At 48.2% G+C, this 17,996-nt stretch carries 12 protein-coding genes, 1 other RNA gene and 1 pseudogene; 4 read left to right on the top strand and 10 right to left on the bottom strand.

Going from position 1 to position 17,996, the window contains the following annotated elements:
• Window positions 1-2 precede the first annotated feature (2 nt).
• From FAZ14_RS08575 to FAZ14_RS08555, 4 genes are all read right to left on the bottom strand, one after another.
• Window positions 3-1,727 (bottom strand): ParB family protein, encoded by a 1,725-nt coding sequence (locus FAZ14_RS08575; protein WP_153508355.1) that lies wholly within the window; start codon window positions 1,725-1,727, stop codon window positions 3-5.
• A 7-nt stretch (window positions 1,728-1,734) separates the two neighbouring features.
• Window positions 1,735-2,622, bottom strand: a complete 888-nt coding sequence (locus FAZ14_RS08565) for a nucleotide-binding protein (RefSeq protein ID WP_438908003.1) — start codon at window positions 2,620-2,622, stop codon at window positions 1,735-1,737.
• 33 nt (window positions 2,623-2,655) lie between these two features.
• A complete protein-coding gene (locus FAZ14_RS08560) occupies window positions 2,656-2,868 on the bottom strand; it encodes an AlpA family transcriptional regulator (protein ID WP_019844476.1) in 213 nt (70 codons plus the stop codon).
• Between the two features lie 444 nt (window positions 2,869-3,312).
• Window positions 3,313-8,214 (bottom strand): NACHT domain-containing protein, encoded by a 4,902-nt coding sequence (locus tag FAZ14_RS08555; protein WP_153508353.1) that lies wholly within the window; start codon window positions 8,212-8,214, stop codon window positions 3,313-3,315.
• 744 nt (window positions 8,215-8,958) lie between these two features.
• Between FAZ14_RS08555 and FAZ14_RS08550 the strand changes: the two genes are divergently transcribed.
• Window positions 8,959-9,456 (top strand): hypothetical protein, encoded by a 498-nt coding sequence (locus FAZ14_RS08550; RefSeq protein ID WP_153508352.1) that lies wholly within the window; start codon window positions 8,959-8,961, stop codon window positions 9,454-9,456.
• Between the two features lie 346 nt (window positions 9,457-9,802).
• On the opposite strand, the gene FAZ14_RS08545 is transcribed toward FAZ14_RS08550, so the two are convergent.
• Window positions 9,803-11,251, bottom strand: a complete 1,449-nt coding sequence (locus tag FAZ14_RS08545) for a hypothetical protein (protein ID WP_153508351.1) — start codon at window positions 11,249-11,251, stop codon at window positions 9,803-9,805.
• Window positions 11,252-11,480: 229 nt separating this feature from the next.
• On the opposite strand from FAZ14_RS08545, the pseudogene FAZ14_RS08540 reads away from it, so the two are divergent.
• Window positions 11,481-12,445, top strand: a pseudogene (locus FAZ14_RS08540) (IS481 family transposase).
• Between the two features lie 86 nt (window positions 12,446-12,531).
• Here FAZ14_RS08540 and FAZ14_RS08535 read toward each other — a convergent pair.
• The 3 genes from FAZ14_RS08535 to smpB form a co-directional block, all read right to left on the bottom strand.
• Window positions 12,532-13,761 (bottom strand): integrase domain-containing protein, encoded by a 1,230-nt coding sequence (locus tag FAZ14_RS08535; RefSeq protein WP_194287069.1) that lies wholly within the window; start codon window positions 13,759-13,761, stop codon window positions 12,532-12,534.
• A gap of 165 nt (window positions 13,762-13,926) precedes the next feature.
• Window positions 13,927-14,290: a transfer-messenger RNA gene (ssrA, locus tag FAZ14_RS08530) on the bottom strand.
• A 50-nt stretch (window positions 14,291-14,340) separates the two neighbouring features.
• Entirely contained in the window at window positions 14,341-14,823 is a 483-nt protein-coding gene (smpB, locus tag FAZ14_RS08525) for an SsrA-binding protein SmpB (RefSeq protein ID WP_016942314.1), read from the bottom strand.
• 155 nt (window positions 14,824-14,978) lie between these two features.
• Here smpB and FAZ14_RS08520 point away from each other — a divergent pair, with 155 nt between their 5' ends.
• Window positions 14,979-15,413: a type II toxin-antitoxin system RatA family toxin gene (locus FAZ14_RS08520; RefSeq protein ID WP_016942313.1), complete on the top strand. Its 435-nt coding sequence runs from the start codon at window positions 14,979-14,981 to the stop codon at window positions 15,411-15,413.
• A complete protein-coding gene (locus FAZ14_RS08515) occupies window positions 15,406-15,699 on the top strand; it encodes an RnfH family protein (RefSeq protein WP_016942312.1) in 294 nt (97 codons plus the stop codon). The genes FAZ14_RS08520 and FAZ14_RS08515 overlap by 8 nt, the downstream gene beginning before the upstream one ends.
• Before the next feature lie 112 nt (window positions 15,700-15,811).
• On the opposite strand, the gene bamE is transcribed toward FAZ14_RS08515, so the two are convergent.
• Complete coding sequence (gene bamE, locus FAZ14_RS08510; RefSeq protein WP_012883505.1) at window positions 15,812-16,156, bottom strand: outer membrane protein assembly factor BamE; 345 nt, start codon at window positions 16,154-16,156, stop codon at window positions 15,812-15,814.
• A gap of 111 nt (window positions 16,157-16,267) precedes the next feature.
• The gene (gene recN / locus FAZ14_RS08505; RefSeq protein ID WP_038925590.1) at window positions 16,268-17,929 is read right to left on the bottom strand and encodes a DNA repair protein RecN; all 1,662 of its coding nucleotides are present in this window, start codon (window positions 17,927-17,929) and stop codon (window positions 16,268-16,270) included.
• Between the last annotated feature and the right edge of the window lie 67 nt (window positions 17,930-17,996).

The following is a 17,996-nucleotide window of genomic DNA, read 5'->3' as shown; positions in this document are numbered from 1 at the left end:
CCTCATGATCCGGACATGCCGTCGTTGTCATCTTGTCTGCCGTTCTCCATGTCGATCAGCCGACGTGCCAGCCGCAGCAATCGGAACAGCTTTACCAGCGCACTGTCATTGAGCCGCTGCGGTGCAGCGTTTGCGTCATTGCTCGCGTCCGGTATCCCCTGCAACAAATACCCGAGTTGCCCGAACGACATCATAGATGTGGTATCTGAAATAGGATGTGTAGCAGGCAGATAGGGGGTACTCAGAGCGTGCAGTAGCGCCAGCGCCATTGGTGCTGATGTGTTTGTGTTGACTCTATCATCGGCGTACTGACAACTGAATCCGATGCCGTTTTCGTATGGTTCAATGGCATCTTTTGCGCCGACTTCGTGAGCGATTTCGGCTGCAAACTGTGCGATATGGGTGCGTAGTCGAGCTGGCTCATTGAGTGCTGTTTCGATGTACCAGATATCGGTGATCGGATACAGGCTGTCGGCTTGGATAGGAATGGATTGCAAGACATTGCGTTCGAAATCCGGCAATGTCTCGCCGGTATGGTCGGCGACCAGGCGCTGGATCGACTGTAGTCGTTTGGTTGTGCTTGCCGGAGAAACAACATGCTGTTGCAACTGGGCGGCATGTCCGCCGTTTTCTGTTGCTGATTTACCTTGTGGGGGGTGACTAACAGGTTCAGTTGGGGGTGACGCAGATGGTGCAGACTTCTTGTTGCTTGTTGGTGAAACGGCGTCACTGAACTGTGTGGGCCCAGATATGGCTTCGTGCTTCGCTGCTGATAGTGGTGGTTTACCTTGTAGGGTCGATACTCCGGATTCAGCCAATGGTGCTTCGTTACTGAGTAACTGCCAGCGTCGGTCGGAGTCGGTGATCTCGAATGCCAACGTGTCGTATTCCATCTCCAGCAGATCGGCCATTTGTCCGATCAACTCATCTTGTACACGCTGGACAGTGAAATTTTCCGGCGTACTGTCGAACATTACCAATACATCCTGGAATAAGGTGGTGAAGTCGATGTGATGGTGCGCATTGGTGCCGCAAGCAGACCAGGCTCGTTCAGCAGCGCGTCGCAGGCTGGTCAATTGTTCAACCTGATGCCTTCCTAGGCCCGCATAAAGAACCGTAGGGATGGCCGGGAGCAAGTATTGAATGGCTTCTTGCATGCGGCTGATATGAGGCTGGGAGATGGGGTAGCCATCGGCTTTGAGACGCCGGGCCAGTTCTGACTGTGACAGTGCTTTTCCTGCCTCTTGCTCATAGAGTTCTCGTGCTTTATTGACGCCCAGAGCACGTTCAATAAATGACAAACCACCGTGCAGCTCGTCCTCAGCCAGATGCCCTGTCAATGTGATGATGTCACCACGTTCCGGCCATGGGCGAAACAGACAGGGAATGCGGAAGAAGCGTTCATCCCTGGTCTCCGTCCAGAGCTCGCGCAGGATCGAGAGTCTGGTATTGCCTCCGGTGCGAATGATATAGCCCTTTGCCCCTGGACGCTGGGTGATGGTGGGCGGTGAGTCTAGCCCACGCTCGCGTATTGAGGCTTTGATCTCGTCGTAGAGCGGGTTACGGGTCAGGCGTGGATTGAACTCATAGGGTGATAGTTCGTCGAGCGTGACAATCATCGCTGTTTCTGCAACAGGTGCGCTCAACACCTCGGCAATCTGTACTTTGCTCGTGAAGCCTTCGCTCAGTAGTTTGCCGGCAAGGTCTTGTACGGAAATGTCAGGCATAGCGGCCTCACTTTTTAGGAGAGGATTCGTCAGTAGCAAACTGGTGCCGTGTTCGCCGTAGTAAGGCGCGCGTATTACGCCCAGCACAGTAGTCGCTGGCTGTCGAGCCGGTGAAAATCGGTGGCATACCAGGCTTGGTGAACTTCAAATGCCCACCAGAGGTACACACAACCCCCCATCCTTCTTTCAGTGCGTATTCGATCAGTGGTAGTAACTGCTTGTGGCCTCGAGCCAATTCACGGGCAGTTGACATGGGCATGCCCTCCGCTGGTTTTTCCTGTGACCTGTATGAACGGCTCATGCCACTGGGGCAACAACTCTGTTGCCAGGTTACACATGATTTCTCGTGCAGAACGTGTCTGGTACGTATCAACGCGATGCGCTTGCAGGCAGAGAGTTGTTGCATGAGGAAAGGCTTCATTACTGGTATCTCTGTGTCCAGAATGTGAATGTCCGCTTGCTCCTGCAAAATCAGGTTTAAGGTTTTTTGATTGGACGACACTGCCAGTACGCGATTGATCAGCAGATGTAGCGGTGAAGGTGTCATGCCCAGGTTGCGGTAAGGTGCGATGTCCGCGACCAGTTGCACGGGGCCCAGACTCAACTCCTGAGCAGCGAGTGTTTCTGGCGTGACTGGCGAAATAGCTTGCTGCCACGTCAGTAATTCCAGCTCCAACAGGACTGTGCGTAGATCCTGCATGTTGAAAGCCAGCCGTTCATCGATGCCGCTAGGGGCGTGGCTGATCCTCTCATAGTAAGAGGACAGCGTAGGCTGCATATCCAGATTGAGCGGAAGTACGCGCAATCTGGCATCAGCAACGAAACTTCCTGAGTTGGCAGTAAGGGCTGTTTTACCCACGTCACCGTTTGTCGAAATAACAGAAATCACCTGCATAGCCTGCTCCTGGTAACGAGTGACTGGGAGCAGTTAGGCGCGTTCTTTGAGACGATCAGTGATCCACTGATCGATTTCGGCAGAGTCCCATCCGACTGCGCGGACGCCGAGGTGCAGAGCTTTGGGAAACTTCCCCTCCTTCATCAGGTTGTAAATGTGTGCTCTTTTAAAGCCTGTTTTGGCTTCAACTTCAGCCCGACGCAGGATACGACGTTCAGGAACGAGATTAGTGTTCTGCTGGAACATGATAGTCACTCCTTAATGCTTGGTAGTGCTTATTGAGGGTGATTACCATTAAATAGTTACCGTTAATAAGTCACCTCAAACAATAGGAATGAGTTGGTTACCGCTTTCATGTGTAAGCGTAAATGCAGCGTGTCAGCCTTGGTGGTGTCAGCCTGATACGTCCTTTAGTTCGCTGAAGCAACTGACCCCCCTAGGTGGTTCTCTAGTTCCTTGGTGGTTCGAGGGACAGATCGATATAAACTCTAGGGTGTGTCCCGTAACTATTTTTTGTACAGAACAGCATTGCTATGACTATGCAAAAAATGTTTTTAAGCGATAAAAAACGCCTCTAATCGCACGATATTTAACCAAAAATCACATTTCGGAAATGATTCCTGCAGCAATTTTTAATATGCAAGGAGGGAGGTTAAGTGACACACCCTCATCCTCCCTAATTCCATGTTTTTAGTGTATAGGTCCTGCCAACACATCAAGTAATGAGTGCGTGACAGGTCTTATGAGGTCAGAGAGGGCATCGTAACCATGAGCCGGAATTCCGGAAGAGATATATCTCTCATTGAGATAATGCTGACATAATTTCCGAGCGTCTTCATCAAGTTTTCCCGAAGACGCCAGATAACGAGAAAGACTCGAAATTTCACTTTCTGTGGGGGTCGATGCCAGCCATTCACCCATCAATGTAATTAAATCCGTGTCGTTTCCCATCCTGAATTTGAGAGCTTGATTAATTCTGTCCTGAAAGTCCCACAGATCATGATCATGGCGGTTTATCATTTTTTTGACGATAACGCCGAGTTGCTGGCTATCAGATCTTGCTGAGCCAAGAATGATAGGCGTCACAAAGCGTGATTGAGACACTGTCTCTTGAAAAATCTTTTCGACAAGATTATCGAGGCTGGAATGGTGAGGATCATAAATCGCCATAGCAGCAATGCCATGAGTATAATCAGTATCCGCCAGTACTTTTAATATTTGAACTGTCAGCTCAGGCAGGCCTGGAAATTGGTCACGCAATATATAGGAAGCTTCGAAGTAGCTTTGGTATAGCGACCATGAGTTATTGGCCTTTACTTCTCTCAATGCTCGAATGGCTAATAAGCAGTGCCTCTGAAGTAAATCACTTTTTGGAAGTTCCCTTGCGAGTGACTGTAAAGTTTGGACATCTAGAACCTGAGATGAGCTTTCACAGTAATCGATGAATTTCTCTCGTAAAGATACACTCTCACCAACATATGGGGATATGAGAGACCAGAAAGAGCCTTCTGAATCTATGCGGCTGATTCGAGACCTAAACGTTCTATCAAAACACACATCAATTTCATCCCAGTGCTCAGCCACTAATCTTAAAAGGGCTTTGGATTCTCCACTGTATGAGCCCAGTGAAACAGCTAATGGCTTGTTATTCCATTCGAGGCGAACAAACTTGTTTACGGCACCGTAACACACCAGTCCCGCAAAAGCAGCTGCATGGCGCTCTTCAAAATCCGGGCCTGCAACCTGAGCATCTGATATCAAACGGTCAATAGTTGTTTGACGCTCCACGTTTGCGGGTAATAATGCCTGATAGTATTTTATTGCACCTTCGATTTTTAACTGACCGTCAACCTCATTATCATATCGGCTGAGTATTTTTTCTGCAGTCCCATTTCTATCAAATTCACTGGCCGCAGCGTCCATAATTTGATGGCGCATGGCAACGGAAAGAGATCCTACGTGTTTTGCTATTTGTAAACGGACTTCAGGCAGTTTGTGATAAGTAGAGGCAATGATTGCAAGGGGTGGATTACGATCTTCAAGTTTTGAAAGCGCGTACTCTTTTAACCTTGGTTCATCCGGACAGATCAACAACAAATTGTTGAGGCCTGAGTACATATTGTCTGGCTGAGTTAAAAAGTGGGTAACTAGGAAGTCAGTAATGTCAGCATCTGCACCAACATCAAGTTGAGTAAAAGCAGACATGAGCAGGTCTGTCCTGACGCCATCCATAGTCTTGGCAAGACTAATCAGAACTTCAATGCATTCTTCCCTGCCCAACATTTTGGGGAATAAACTGACAATATGTCGTTTTTTTTCATCTGGCCATTGCAGAATTTCTTGGACAAGAGAATCTACCTCTTGGTCGCCGGCCTTCCTCTTATGAAGCAAGGGACTTAAGAACCAGAAAATTCTAAATTCTTCAACAGTTTTTACCTTATTTATCAGGTGCTGTTTGATTCGTGGGTCTTCAATTCCACTAATGACAGGATTCAATTCATATTCTTTGTACTCCATCCTCTCAGACAATATGGTGGAAATGACTTTCTCACGGATCTCTGCATTTACCTCAGCAAAGCGTAACAGCCATTCCCAGTTCCGCCCGAAATGAGCCAGGAAGGGGTGTTCTGATTCCAGTTCACGTAAAATCCAGTCAATGATGTCGGTATTTTTTGCATCACAATTTGTGAGGTATAGCTGCGCTATGCTTTTTTCAATCTCTTCGTCTCTCCCGAATGAATTATCAAATGAATCTAGGCATTTCTTAATGACGGACTCATTATCCTTCCAGCCCAATATCAGGCATAGCCCAGCGAGATCTCTGCTGTAATAATCGAGACGACTATACCAACAAAGCAAATCCAACAATGCATCCAAGTCTTGATCATCATGTATAGATAGCTTCACTTTGCAAAAAATCGCGCTAAGCCGCAGGTGTGGGTCTTTTGAGGTTGACGCAGAATAAATCAGCTCAGGTAATGCACTATTTTCTGGCCAACCAAGCACTAGTGCCTCTAACGCTATCCCCACTATCATTAATTCTGAATCACCCCGAAATAGTGATAGCAACCATTCCTCTACCACAGCATCTCCGGCGTATTTTAAAGCAAGAACATGAGCAGCAGGCCGTGCATTGTAGATGCTTTCGTCTTTCATACCGTGCTGAAGGATATTCAGTGTTTCATCTGAGTGCGGCCAAGCTGATAAAGTGTGATAGAAGTTATGCAGGTAATCGGCGCTTTTTATGCCCCAGGTACTGATAGCTGCAGAGGCTTTTTCTCTGAGCGTTGTGTTATAAACTCCCTCAAAGGTGGCTGCAAGATGTGCACTCCTTTCCCCTATCCAGCCAGAACCAGTAATAATACTGAAACTTTGCTCAGCAAGCCTGAGAGCAGTTGGCTTGTTTATCTCAGCACCGCCAAACACAACATTAGCAAGCAGTAAACGGCGCTGCAGTGCGCCGACAGCATCACTTTCAGGCTCGTCAATAACTCTGACAATTTTCTCTGCCTCAGATCGCCGGTTATTTTTGGCAATCAAATCGCTAAAAACACTTCTCCAGCGAAAGTGGCTAGCATTGTCCCGGACAAACTCTAAAATACGCTCAATGGGCCAGCCGTGGATATGAACCGATGCCAGATATTCTTCCAGACTTGCATGTACAAATCCGACTTCTGCACGCCCTTTTTCGACCAGCAGTCCCATAGTTTCTGAGTTCACAGCCAGGATTTCATTGGCAACTTCAATTGCTTCTCGTTGCGTATAGCTAAACCCCTCAGGATCTGTCAGAAACGTTTGAATACATTTTCGAGCCAGATTAATGGGATACCCGGCATCGCCACCCTCAGAGCGAATTTTAAAAGCGAGTGCGGCAAGTGCTTCCCGTCGAACATCATTTGAAGCCGCGGGTGAAAAGCGCGGAACAACATCTCCCGCAGCGGTTGCACGACTGTGAGGGTGGCGTTCTAATAGAAGCTCAGTGAGCTGACTCAGCGCTTGAACTTTGTTAATAGGCAGAACCAGCTGACGTATAGCAAGAGCAATAAGCCCCAACAGCAGTAGTGGTGTTTCAGCCAGGGTGGACAGCCCACGGCCTTTGTTTAACTCATCAAAAAAGCGGTTTGTCTGCCAGAGTACGGACTCTTCGCTTTGAACCGGATCGCGCTGTCGATCTACGTTTCTTGAGAACCATATGGTGGCAATTTGTATTTGCTGCCTTTTCGATAATGGCGCAAGTACGCCCACGGCCCAGTTATCTGGAATGCCCCCAATGGTTGCCAGCCCCCCAGGACGGGCACTGACCAGAACGGGAATGCTATGTGCAGAGACCACAGTCAGCATCGCCTGGAGCGTGGTACGTGCAGCTTGCTCGTTAGCCCACTCGTCAAGGCCATCCACAAAAAGTACCACACGGTTCTCATCAATCGCCTTATCAATCAAAGCGACTAGATCTGCCGTCAACTGTTGCTGCCACGTTTCCCGGATTAGAGCTTTAATGCTCACAACACCACCATTCGCTTCCGTCAGACGTACCCATTTTGCGAATGAGATGAATAGGGGAAGATGGCGTCCCCATTTTTTTGCCACGTGCGTGAAATGATTCTGCTCCCCAAGCAGATCAAGCGCTAGACAGCGGAGTACAGTACTTTTTCCTGTGCCGGCATGACCAATAACAGCAATTTGATCAGATTGTGCTAACCAGTTCAGAATGGGGGTTCGTCGATATTGTTCAGCCTGGCGGCTTTCTTCACCTCGGGATTGTGGATGCGTTTCAATCAGCTGCTGATCATGCGCAAGATCCTTCTTTTCGGCAGTTTTTTTTTCGGGTGCATGATTCTTGACGCTTTCTCTCAGTAAAACATCGGGAGCGGAGAAACGTTTGAGTAGAGAAATGGGTTCAATCGGCTGGTCGGAAAAAGGCGTTGGGGCATTGACTGGGATTTTATCAAGTAGCTCAAATCCCGCCTGGTAGACTCTCAGCAGTTGCGATCTGACTTTCTGGATTTCCCCACCATCAAGCTTGTTAAGAAGATCCTGACTGACAGTATCGCCAAAAAAATGTTTTGCACATTCTCGTCCAAAAAATTCCAGAACGATATCCGGATGGTCGCGTAGAGCAGTGCACAAGTCATGTCCACCCAGAACTTTTAACACGATATTCTGAGTACGAAAGTTCTCAGCTTGTTTTTCAATGGCGTCTTGAAGGTTTACATCATCAACAGTACATTGTACGACAATATAAAAGATGTCCGTTTTACCCGCCCATCCGCCTGACAGAAATATCGCACAGGCACTGTTAAGATCATTATTTGTATATTTTTTATAACGTTTTGCTTGCCAGGTGTTGTATCGCCCGTTGCGCTTCCTCGCAAATATATCAATTCCCTGCTGTGCCTGGCCTGTTCTGCCATACAGACTGTGTGACTCAATATCCGCATCCTTCCCCGCTAACCGATAGCAGAGTTTTTCGAAGTTTTCCCAAGTCAGCTCAGCAAAGGGCAACGCCATCGTAACGGGACGTACGGCCACAAAATCTGGTACGTGATTCGCCGGTGAAGTCACTGCCATGTCTGTTATTTCATCCAATTCCATGTTCACCAGCTCTTCCTATTAAACGGTTTGGGGATTTCGGGCATCCGGCATACAATGCCGTTGGATTTATATAATAACGAATTCGTTAACTGCCGTCGAAGGCCATGACGGGATTCCTACTAATAATACAGCGCGTTTTAGTTAAATGGTGTATTACTAAACTTGGTGGATGTCTATGCAGAATGTTTAACGCAGTTGGACTCCTATAAACTTTTATCTTGTGCATTTGTATAGCAATAAGCAGTTAGCATTTTTCCTTAGACCTGATCCGCAAGAATCAACACGGCAGGATACATGCAACGTTTGCTTGGCACAAAACGGTCGAAGAAGGTAGATGCGCCTCTTGACTCATCAACCAGGTGTTATGGAAGAGGCTGACAACAGTTATGACGCCAATATCCGGTATAACGGAGAAAACCAGCGCACGGCGATTGACTGTGTGAACGGCTGATATCTGGTGCTGAATGTGGGTTAGTACCTTCCGTGCTCGTCGGGCAGGATTGCCCTCCGGTGCTGGCGACATGGAGTCCGCTGGGGACCAGCGAATGAATGTCGTTTTAACCGGACATGTAATCCATTCGGTTATATGGTGAACAATGTAAATATGGATAAAGAATCCAGCTTCATTTCAGTGGGAGACTATCTGTTTTCATTGTCATCCAAGTCATTACCTGAAACCAATAAAGCTAAAGCTAAATTTGCCGATATGTGAAGAAACTTATTGAAGACAAAGGGAAAGTCAGAATGAAAATCTTCACCGGTATAGTTCTAATTTCAGGTCTGCTTCTTGCAGGATGTTCGGCCCAAAGATCATCCGAAAAGACACTTTATCTGAAAACTGAAATGCAGTCTTCCGTCTCGAACGTAGCAGAAAATTCAGAGCAGGTAGACAGTCTGCTTAAGGAAGACCGCGTTCGCCACATCCGCATGTATGGTCTACAACCTCTGGCAGGTAAAATTTATCATGACGATTTTGATAAAAAATACACCGCAGTATTTATGTATATAGACATGATTAAGGACAGAAATGGTTATACAGCAGTAATTAGCGGCTCTATTGATTATTACGACACTCAACGTTACGTAAACGGGAAGTTGGTTGGTGACGTTATTAAATCTGTACCTATCCCGACAAAAAATATTGTTTTTGAAGACCGAAAAGCCGTCAGTATTGAACTTCCACGCGGTATCAGATTTACGGCTCAATTATCTGAAAATTGCTGCTCCGGCATAACCTACTGAGTCCTTTGAGCTGTTTTGATGATGTTGTGGTGGGTAGCCCATACATCCCCTGTTCATGAAACGATAAGCGCAACCTGACGAACAGGGTATAACCGCAGGTGCGATAAGGTGTAGGCCAGATATCCGAAGCACTTTGGTGTGCTTCGGTCTGGCGATTTTTATTTCCAGTGAGCCCTGTCTTCCTAAATGCTACGCAGCATTCCTGTTGTAGTTACTCTTACACGAAACAAGTCATAACTGAATACAGCCTTCTGATCGTCATCAAGTGAATCAGCACCTGTCAGTACGACTTAACTTCCCGGTACAAGAGTACTTTTGTTGACAACAATATAGTTGATGGTGCGTGTTAATCAACGGGGATCTGATCAGTGTTAGTGGATGTTCTTTCATATTCGCTGTTGCTAATCCACGCAGTGACATCCCTGATAGCTTGGGGATGCGAGTGCGTGGAGTGGAGCATTGTGGCATCGTCTTTGGGAACATATTTGTGGATGCTGAATTCCCCTGCCGGGGTTTCTGATGAGGATATAAACATATTAGGACAGAACATGAGGCGCAGGTCTCCATATGCGAGTGCTTTGGCCACTCCCAGCCAGAACGAGAAAATGGTAACGGGCAGGGCCGCTGTAATCAGTACATTTGGAATGTACTCCGATGGCTTAAATAGTTGCCATAGATGCACCACAGCTATAGCGATGAATCCTACCCCGCAGACGGCAGCGATATCTCTTATGTTTGGGTAAAAGTACCATAAGGTTGTACCGACCGCAGCATAGATGAAGTAACTCAGTACTGCCGAAGCACACAGGAACTTTGCGTCAGGTCGAGATGCATCTTTAAGCTGCGCTAGAACTGCAAAACAACTTTCGTGGAGTGAACTGACAAACCTTAGCGCTGAATCAGCTTCATCCCCGACGGCCTGGAATATCTGTACGTTGTTAAAATTTACGGATTCCTGATTTTTACGCTCTTCGACCTCCTTATGAAGCGAATTACGGCAGCGTTTCGATATCACCCGTTCAGCTAAAGCTGTCAGGAAGAAGAGAACGGCTGCGCCAAAAAAATCATAAATGCCAAATGGTAGAAGGACGGCTGCAAGCACTAGTTGAAGGGCGAAAGAGCCACCGATATCGGTCAGATAAAAAAGTGCACCTGAAGTTCGTTCAATTTGACAGCGATAAATGAAAGGTGGAGATAGCAGACAGACCCCTCGTACTTTGTGTGCAACATCTGGTCGTCGATGCGACATTTCCCGCACAACTGCACTTCCGTGGCTGTGTGCAATAAGGTAATGATGTCGCGCGGATGATTTTGCCAGTTTCTCGCCTAAGATGATTGATGCACGGGTGCGAGACGTGGTGGTGTTTTGTCCATCCCAACTGAAGTGTGTTATGCCTACATTTAATCCCAGCGCCTCGATCTCTTTACGTAATGCTGAGCCCGGTTGCACCCAGAGGGGATTTTCATCGAAAGTCCCGTTGATGAGATAGATCATGACGTCTGGGGCAGGTGTTTTTACATCATGATGCTTCATGGCTGGTTGGGTAGTTCGTCTCCAGAAAGACAGGTATATGATGTTCCTGAAAACATAAAAAATTAAGAGACACAGCAGTATAATAGCAACAGGAATAGTTAAAAGACCAATCGCTAACGTTTTAAACAGATATTTCAGAGTGCCTTTAGGATAAACACAAAAGAAACAGATGACTGAAGAAAATAGAAATATAAAAAAAGTCGATATTCCACCTAAAAATATGATTAATATCCATGTCTGAAGGGCAAAGTGGCCAGCCATAGGCGTTGTTCCTTAAATAATAATATGTAGTACATTGAAGGTTTTCAGGACATTAATATTACACTGGCTTTTGATAAATATGAATTAACCTAGCGAGCGAGAAACGGTCTAACCGGAGCGCTTTAATTGTATTAGTCGCGACTTGATCTGACTCATGACCTTGAAAGGTTGAGAGTTACCGGTTTTGATATGGGTGTCGAAGCCTTATACAAAACACAAGGTAATTCTCATGCTTCATACTACCAATCCCGTTATCAAACACAAAGCTGGTTCGTTCAACCTCGCTGAAGAGCTCAGCAACGTATCCAAAGCCTGCAAGATCATGGGCGTTTCACGGGATACGTTTTATCGTTACCGTGAACTGGCCGATGAAGGCGGCGTGGATGCACTGATAAACCGTAGTCGCCGCACACCTAACCTTAAAAATCGTACCGATGACGCCACTAAGCAGGTTGTTAAGGTCCAGAAGCGGCGTTCGTTCAGTCTGGCTGCGTCACGACCTTGAGAACTTCAAAAAACGGCTGAAAGCGCCGGAAGAAAAGGTGTCTCGTGAAGGTATCGAACTCACTGACACCCAAATCGCCGCGCTGGAGCGTAAAGCCAGTGATGACGAAGCTTGTGGCGAAATCGAAACCGCTCATCCGGGCTATCTGGACTCGCAGGACACGTTCTATGTCGGCAATCTGAAAGGCGTCAGGCGAATTTACCAGTAGACGTTCGTCGATACGTATTCGAAAGTGGCTCACTGCAAACGCTACGTCATCAAAACACCCATTACAGCCGCTGATTTACTGAATGATTGTGTGCTGCTGTTTTATGAGTCTCAGGGGCTGCCGATGCTGAGGATACTGACAGGCAGAGGCACAGAGTACTGCGGCAAAGTGGAGCAGCATGATTACCAGCTTTATCTGGCGATAAATGACATCGAACACACAAAAACGAAAGCGATGTCACCACAAACCAACGGCATCTGCGAGCGGTTCCATAAAACGATACTAAACGAGTTTTATCAGGTGACGTTCCGTAAAAAGTTATATGGCGATCTCGACACATTACAAGCGGACCTTGATGAATGGCTGACTCACTATAATTGAGCGAACCCATCAGGGAAAAATGTGCTGTGGGCGGACGCCAATGGAAACATTACTTGATGGAAAACGCATCTGGGCTGATAAAAATTTAAGCCAGATGTAATCTGACAGACACCTGTATAAATAACCGGTAACTGTCAGATCAGGTCTGAGCTAATACACATTATGTGGGTAGGATCAAAATGATGTCTATGAATCACACACCTTATGTTTTTGTGTTTGAATATAATTGGCCCACCACTGCATTAACTCCGTTCTTTCCGAAAGATATTCGGCACGATTGTACGCTGCGATGATTTCGCTGCTTTGGGTATGAGCCAAAGCTGATTCAAGCACTTCTTTTCTAAATCTACCGCATTCTTCCGCGGCCGTCCTTGCGATTGACCGCATACCGTGAGCCACAAGCTCTCCACCAAAGCCCATACGAATGATTGCTGCATTTGCTGTTTGTTCATGCATATGGTTGAAGGGAGCTTTGATGCTGGGGAAAACCCACACTCTATGACCACTGATTGGTTTCATTGATTCAAGGACGCGTAACGCTTCTCTGCTTAATGGGACTTTATGAGGGCGTTTCATCTTCATAAACTCGGCTGGAAGGTCCCATACGGCATTATCAATATCTATATCCATCCATCTGGCGCGAACAGCTTCTCCCGGTCGAACCCAAGTCAACAACTGCCATTCAATCAGCATACGTGTTTCTAACCTTATGGATGCATTAGCCAGAGCAATCATAAATCTTGGTAGTTCGCTGGGGGGAAGGGCTGGCATATTCTGCTTTTTAGGCTTACTGAAGCGCTGGCCAAGATTATCAGCAGGATTAAACTCAATAAGTTCTTCTGTCGCAGCCCAACGGAAAATTTCATTCAGGCGCGAAATGATGCGGCGCAGAGTTTCTAATACGCCTCGTTGTTCGATTGGGTCAAGGTGCTGTTTTAACAGCTTAGGCCGGATTTCTTTGATAGGGACATTGCCTAATCCAGGGAAAATATTTCGTTCCAGACTCCGCCAGATGTCTTCTGCATGGTCTGCAGAAATACCAGAGGTCTTAATCTTCTCATCTAACCACTTCCTTGCAACAGCCTGTAGCGTATGCTCAGTGGCATCCTTAAGAGCATTAGCTTTATCGTTGTTGTGAGTCTGCGGATCGATACCGTTTGCGAGCAATGACAAATATTCATCACGTAAAGTTCGTGCCTTGGCAAGGGTAAGATGAGGATAAGTTCCTAAACTCATCTTAGTTCGCTTTTTAGTTACTGGTACCGCATACCTGAAATACCAGTTTTTCTTGCCACCGACAGAGAGAGGAGCGATCCGTAGCATCAGGCCGTCGCCATCAAAAAGGTTGATCTCTTTTTCTGCTGGTTTGGTATTTTTGATTTCGGTGTCAGTAAGTTTCTTAGCGATCTTTGCCATTTTAGGACCCTCGATTTTGGCACCCTTTGGGTTGGGTCCCAAAAAGGGTGCCATAACGAGTAGCTTCTAGCAAATCTCAGTAGACTTCTATAGACGTAAAAAAGCCCGCAAGGCTGGGTCCATGCAGGCTTAGTAGACTTCAGTATACTTCAAACAACTAAAAAGTGGTGGAGCTGGGGGGAGTTGAACCCCCGTCCGAAATTCCTACACCGTCGGTACTACATGCTTAGTCTGGTCTTTACATTCGCTTGCCAGCTGCGGACAGACACGCCACTAACAAACTAGCCTGATTAGATTTAACGCTTCAACCCCAGGCAGGGCATCCACGCGATCTCTTTTAGGTTTGACCTCTCTTGATCCCCGTCCTAAGAGCGGAGGCTAGGGAGAGAGGGCTGTAAGCAGGTTATTAAGCTGCTACGGCGTAAGTTTCGTCGTTTGCGACTATTTTTTTGCGGCTTTTTACGAGGCCAACCGCCCCTCGGCATGCACCTTGGGTTTCGCGAATCCCGTCGAATCCAGAATCAGCCCCAAGATATTTCACTATTATAACAGAAAGATGGGTAGCGACGCTAGCAGCCGTTAACGGGCCGCGTTTTTCATGATGCGGGCTTTATCCAGCTTCCATTCGCGCTCTTTGATGTCGTCGCGCTTATCGTGCTCTTTCTTACCTTTGGCAACGCCAATCTTGACCTTGCACCAGGCGTTTTTCCAGTACAGTGACAGCGCGACTACCGTGTAACCTTCGCGGTTGACGCGACCGTAGAGCGAATCCAGCTCGCGCTGGTTTAGCAGCAGCTTGCGGGTTCGGGTCGGGTCACATACCACATGGCTGGAAGCGCCGTGCAGCGGGGTGAAAGTGGCACCAAACAGGTACGCTTCGCCATCACGCATCAGCACGTAGCTGTCGCTGATATTGGCTTTACCTGCGCGCAGTGATTTGACTTCCCATCCCTGAAGAGCCAGGCCCGCTTCAATCTCTTCTTCTATGAAGTATTCATGGCGAGCGCGCTTGTTAAGCGCAATGGTGGCAGAACCGGGTTTATGTGCTTTTTTCTTTGTCATAGTGCCGTCATTATACTGGTTGTCGTCGTGAATGAAATCCCCAGTCGGGATTCATCCCGTTCTTTATGAACAGGTGCGATGTTCCTCGCAGAATGGTTGTCTGGCTGCTCATCGGTGGTATGATTTTGCGCGTTTTATGAATCACGGAAAATTGTATGCCTAAAATCAGCCGGTCTGCGCTGGTCCCATTCAGTGCCGAGCAGATGTATAAATTAGTGAATGATGTCTCTTCTTACCCTGCCTTTCTGCCTGGGTGCACCGGTAGCCGCGTGCTGTCTTCTTCCGAAAGTGAAATGACGGCTGCTGTTGATGTGTCAAAAGCTGGCATCAGCAAGACATTTACCACCCGCAATACGCTTATCGACAATCAATGCATTTTGATGCAACTGGTGGATGGCCCGTTCCGTCAACTCAGTGGCGACTGGCGCTTTACGCCATTGAGTGATGATGCCTGTAAGGTGGAGCTGAATCTGGATTTTGAATTCAAGAATGCATTGATTGAGCTGGCATTTGGCAAAATTTTCAAAGAGCTGGCCAACAGTATGGTGCAGGCATTTACCCTGCGAGCCAAAGAGGTCTACTGTGCCTGAGATCCATGTTGAGGTGGTCTACGCCTTGCCGGAGCGTCAGTACTTGCGGCCGTTAACGCTGGAAGCGGGGAGTACCGCGGAACAGGCTATTCAGGCATCCGGTTTGCTAGCGTTGCGCCCGGATATCGATCTTAGCGTCAACAAAATCGGTATTTTTAGCCGCCCGGCGAAGCTAAGCGACGTGCTCAGTGATGGCGACCGAGTAGAGATCTACCGGCCATTGCTAGCTGACCCGAAAGAATTACGCCGTCAGCGCGCAGAGCGTTCAAAAAATAAGGCACGGTAACGTGCCTTATTTTTTGTGCCGGTCAGCGAAGGATTACTTCCAATGAAGGACTACTTCTTCCAATGAAGGACTATTTCTTCCAATGAAGGGCTACTTCGCCAGACCTGCTCACTTACTGCGCCTGTAACGTGGGTTTGTTATCCACATTCGTCAGCACACCCTGACTGTTGAAGGTCAACGTCAGCGTTTGCTGTTTCACGGCTTCATGCCCTGGCTGCTGACGGAAGACGTAGTACCAGGTGTCTGATCCAAACGGATCCTGCAGCATTGGGGTGCCCAACGTATAGATGACCTGCTGTTTGGTCATTCCATTATGAATTTTGGCAACGTCAGCGGGGGCCAGATAGTTCCCCTGATTGATGTCAGGCCGATAGACGACACGCTCCAGTGTGGAACAACCGGCAGTCAACATAACAACAACCACCGCAGCGACGACAGTCAGCGTTTTACAGCGCATAGTGATTACATTCCTTAAGGGCATAGGTTGCAGATGATAATAGACCTTGCCTGACTTGAAAACCTGCAAGACGTCTGTAAGACCGCGGGAATTCGAAAAAGTTGATCCTCACTAGGCTGCAAGTAATTCTCTGGCGTTTGCCAGCGTGTTTTTGGTGACGGCCGAACCGCCGAGCAAACGCGCCAGTTCCTGCAGCCGTTCGCGTTTACCCAGTGGCTGCATCAGGGTTTCTGTTGCTTCACCGTCGGTATGTTTGCTGACAAAGTAGTGGTGATGACCACAACCAGCCACTTGTGGAAGATGGGTCACGCACATGACTTGGGTTGATTGACCAAGCTGGCGCAGCATTTTACCGACGATAGCCGCCGTCGGGCCGCTGATGCCCACATCCACTTCATCAAAAATCAGCGCCGGTGTATCCATTCTGCGGGCGGTGATCACCTGAATAATAAGTGCGATACGCGACAGTTCACCGCCAGACGCCACTTTAGCCAGCGGCTGATGTGGCTGGCCGGGGTTGGTGGTGACACAGAATTCGATGTGATCAGCACCGGTGGCGGTCAGCGAATCTGGGGTGAAGGTAACGTTGATGGTGAAATGGCCATGCGGCATAGCCAGTTCATGCATGTTGGTGGTGATCAATTGTGCCAGTTCACTGGCGTGCTGGCTGCGCCGGATGTGTAACTGCTCCGCCACATGCAGGGCCTGTTGATGGTACTCCTGCACGGCACGGTTCAGGGCGTCGTGGTCACTTTCTTGCTGTTCCAGCAGTTGTTGTTCCTGCAACAGCTGTTGGTGATACGCAGGCAATTCTTCCGGCGTGACGTGGTGTTTACGTGCCAGCGTTAACTGGCGCGACAAACGCTGTTCCAGTTCGTAGAGCCGGATAGGGTCCAGGTCCATGCGGTCACAATAATGGCGCAACTCATCGCTGGCTTCGCTAATTTGAATGCTGGCTTCTTCCAGCATGGAAAACACCCCGGAGAGCGTCTCATCCATGCTGATCAGTTCCGATAACTGATGTTTGGCGCTGTGCAACATGCCAAGTACGTTCTGCTCTTCACCTTCGCTGAGTATTTGCAGCGTCTGCTGACTGAGTGACATCAGTAGCCCGCTGTTGGCGAGCCGCTTGTATTCGACATCGATCTGCTCGTATTCACCCGGTTGAGGGGCAAATTCATTGAGCTCCTTGAGCTGGTATTGCAACAATTCCCGGCGCGCTTCCCGCTCGATGGTGGCCTGCTGATGTTGCGCCAGTTCGCGACAGCTCTGGTGCCATTGCTGCCACATCTGGCGCATGGCACCAAGCAGTTGTGATTCATCGGCGTAGGCATCCAGCAGATGGCGTTGATGTTCCGGCTTGAGCAGCAACTGGTGCGCGTGCTGGCCGTGGAGCTGAATCAGATGCTGGCCCAGTTCGCGTAACTGCGACAACGGCACCGCCGTACCATTGATAAAGGCGCGAGAGCGGCCGTCGGCACTAATGACGCGGCGCAACAGACATTCGTTGTTGTCATCAAGCTGATTGTGTTCCAGCCAGCGTAACGCGGCGGGGGTATCCGTCAGCGAGAAGCGGGCGCAGATGTCAGCGCGAGTGGCTCCAGGGCGCACCATGCTGGCATCAGAGCGGTTGCCGAGACACAGGCCGAGAGCATCAATAGCAATGGATTTTCCCGCCCCGGTTTCACCGGTAATGACGCTCATCCCTGCCTGAAAATCAATTTCCAGTTCGCGCACAATGGCGAAATTACTGATTGTGAGTTGCGCCAGCATGATAGTGTCCTGTATGTAACAACAACTGTTATTACATACAGTATAGACTGGTTTTTTGTACAGTAAA

Source organism: Dickeya oryzae, assembly GCF_009372235.1.
Taxonomy (GTDB): Bacteria; Pseudomonadota; Gammaproteobacteria; order Enterobacterales; family Enterobacteriaceae; genus Dickeya; species Dickeya oryzae.
The sequence above is the reverse complement of the archived record's forward strand: the minus strand, read 5'-3'. Positions and strand labels throughout refer to the sequence as shown.

Excerpts from the sequence above, each read along its gene's own strand:
- smpB (WP_016942314.1), bottom strand. The coding sequence starts at position 14,823 with ATGACAAAGAAAAAAGCACATAAACCCGGTTCTGCCACCATTGCGCTT.
- FAZ14_RS08555 (WP_153508353.1), bottom strand. The coding sequence starts at position 8,214 with ATGGAATTGGATGAAATAACAGACATGGCAGTGACTTCACCGGCGAAT.
- recN (WP_038925590.1), bottom strand. The coding sequence starts at position 17,929 with ATGCTGGCGCAACTCACAATCAGTAATTTCGCCATTGTGCGCGAACTG.
- FAZ14_RS08575 (WP_153508355.1), bottom strand. The coding sequence starts at position 1,727 with ATGCCTGACATTTCCGTACAAGACCTTGCCGGCAAACTACTGAGCGAA.
- FAZ14_RS08560 (WP_019844476.1), bottom strand. The coding sequence starts at position 2,868 with ATGTTCCAGCAGAACACTAATCTCGTTCCTGAACGTCGTATCCTGCGT.
- FAZ14_RS08550 (WP_153508352.1), top strand. The coding sequence starts at position 8,959 with ATGAAAATCTTCACCGGTATAGTTCTAATTTCAGGTCTGCTTCTTGCA.
- FAZ14_RS08535 (WP_194287069.1), bottom strand. The coding sequence starts at position 13,761 with ATGGCAAAGATCGCTAAGAAACTTACTGACACCGAAATCAAAAATACC.
- FAZ14_RS08520 (WP_016942313.1), top strand. The coding sequence starts at position 14,979 with ATGCCTAAAATCAGCCGGTCTGCGCTGGTCCCATTCAGTGCCGAGCAG.
- bamE (WP_012883505.1), bottom strand. The coding sequence starts at position 16,156 with ATGCGCTGTAAAACGCTGACTGTCGTCGCTGCGGTGGTTGTTGTTATG.
- FAZ14_RS08565 (WP_438908003.1), bottom strand. The coding sequence starts at position 2,622 with ATGCAGGTGATTTCTGTTATTTCGACAAACGGTGACGTGGGTAAAACA.
- FAZ14_RS08545 (WP_153508351.1), bottom strand. The coding sequence starts at position 11,251 with ATGGCTGGCCACTTTGCCCTTCAGACATGGATATTAATCATATTTTTA.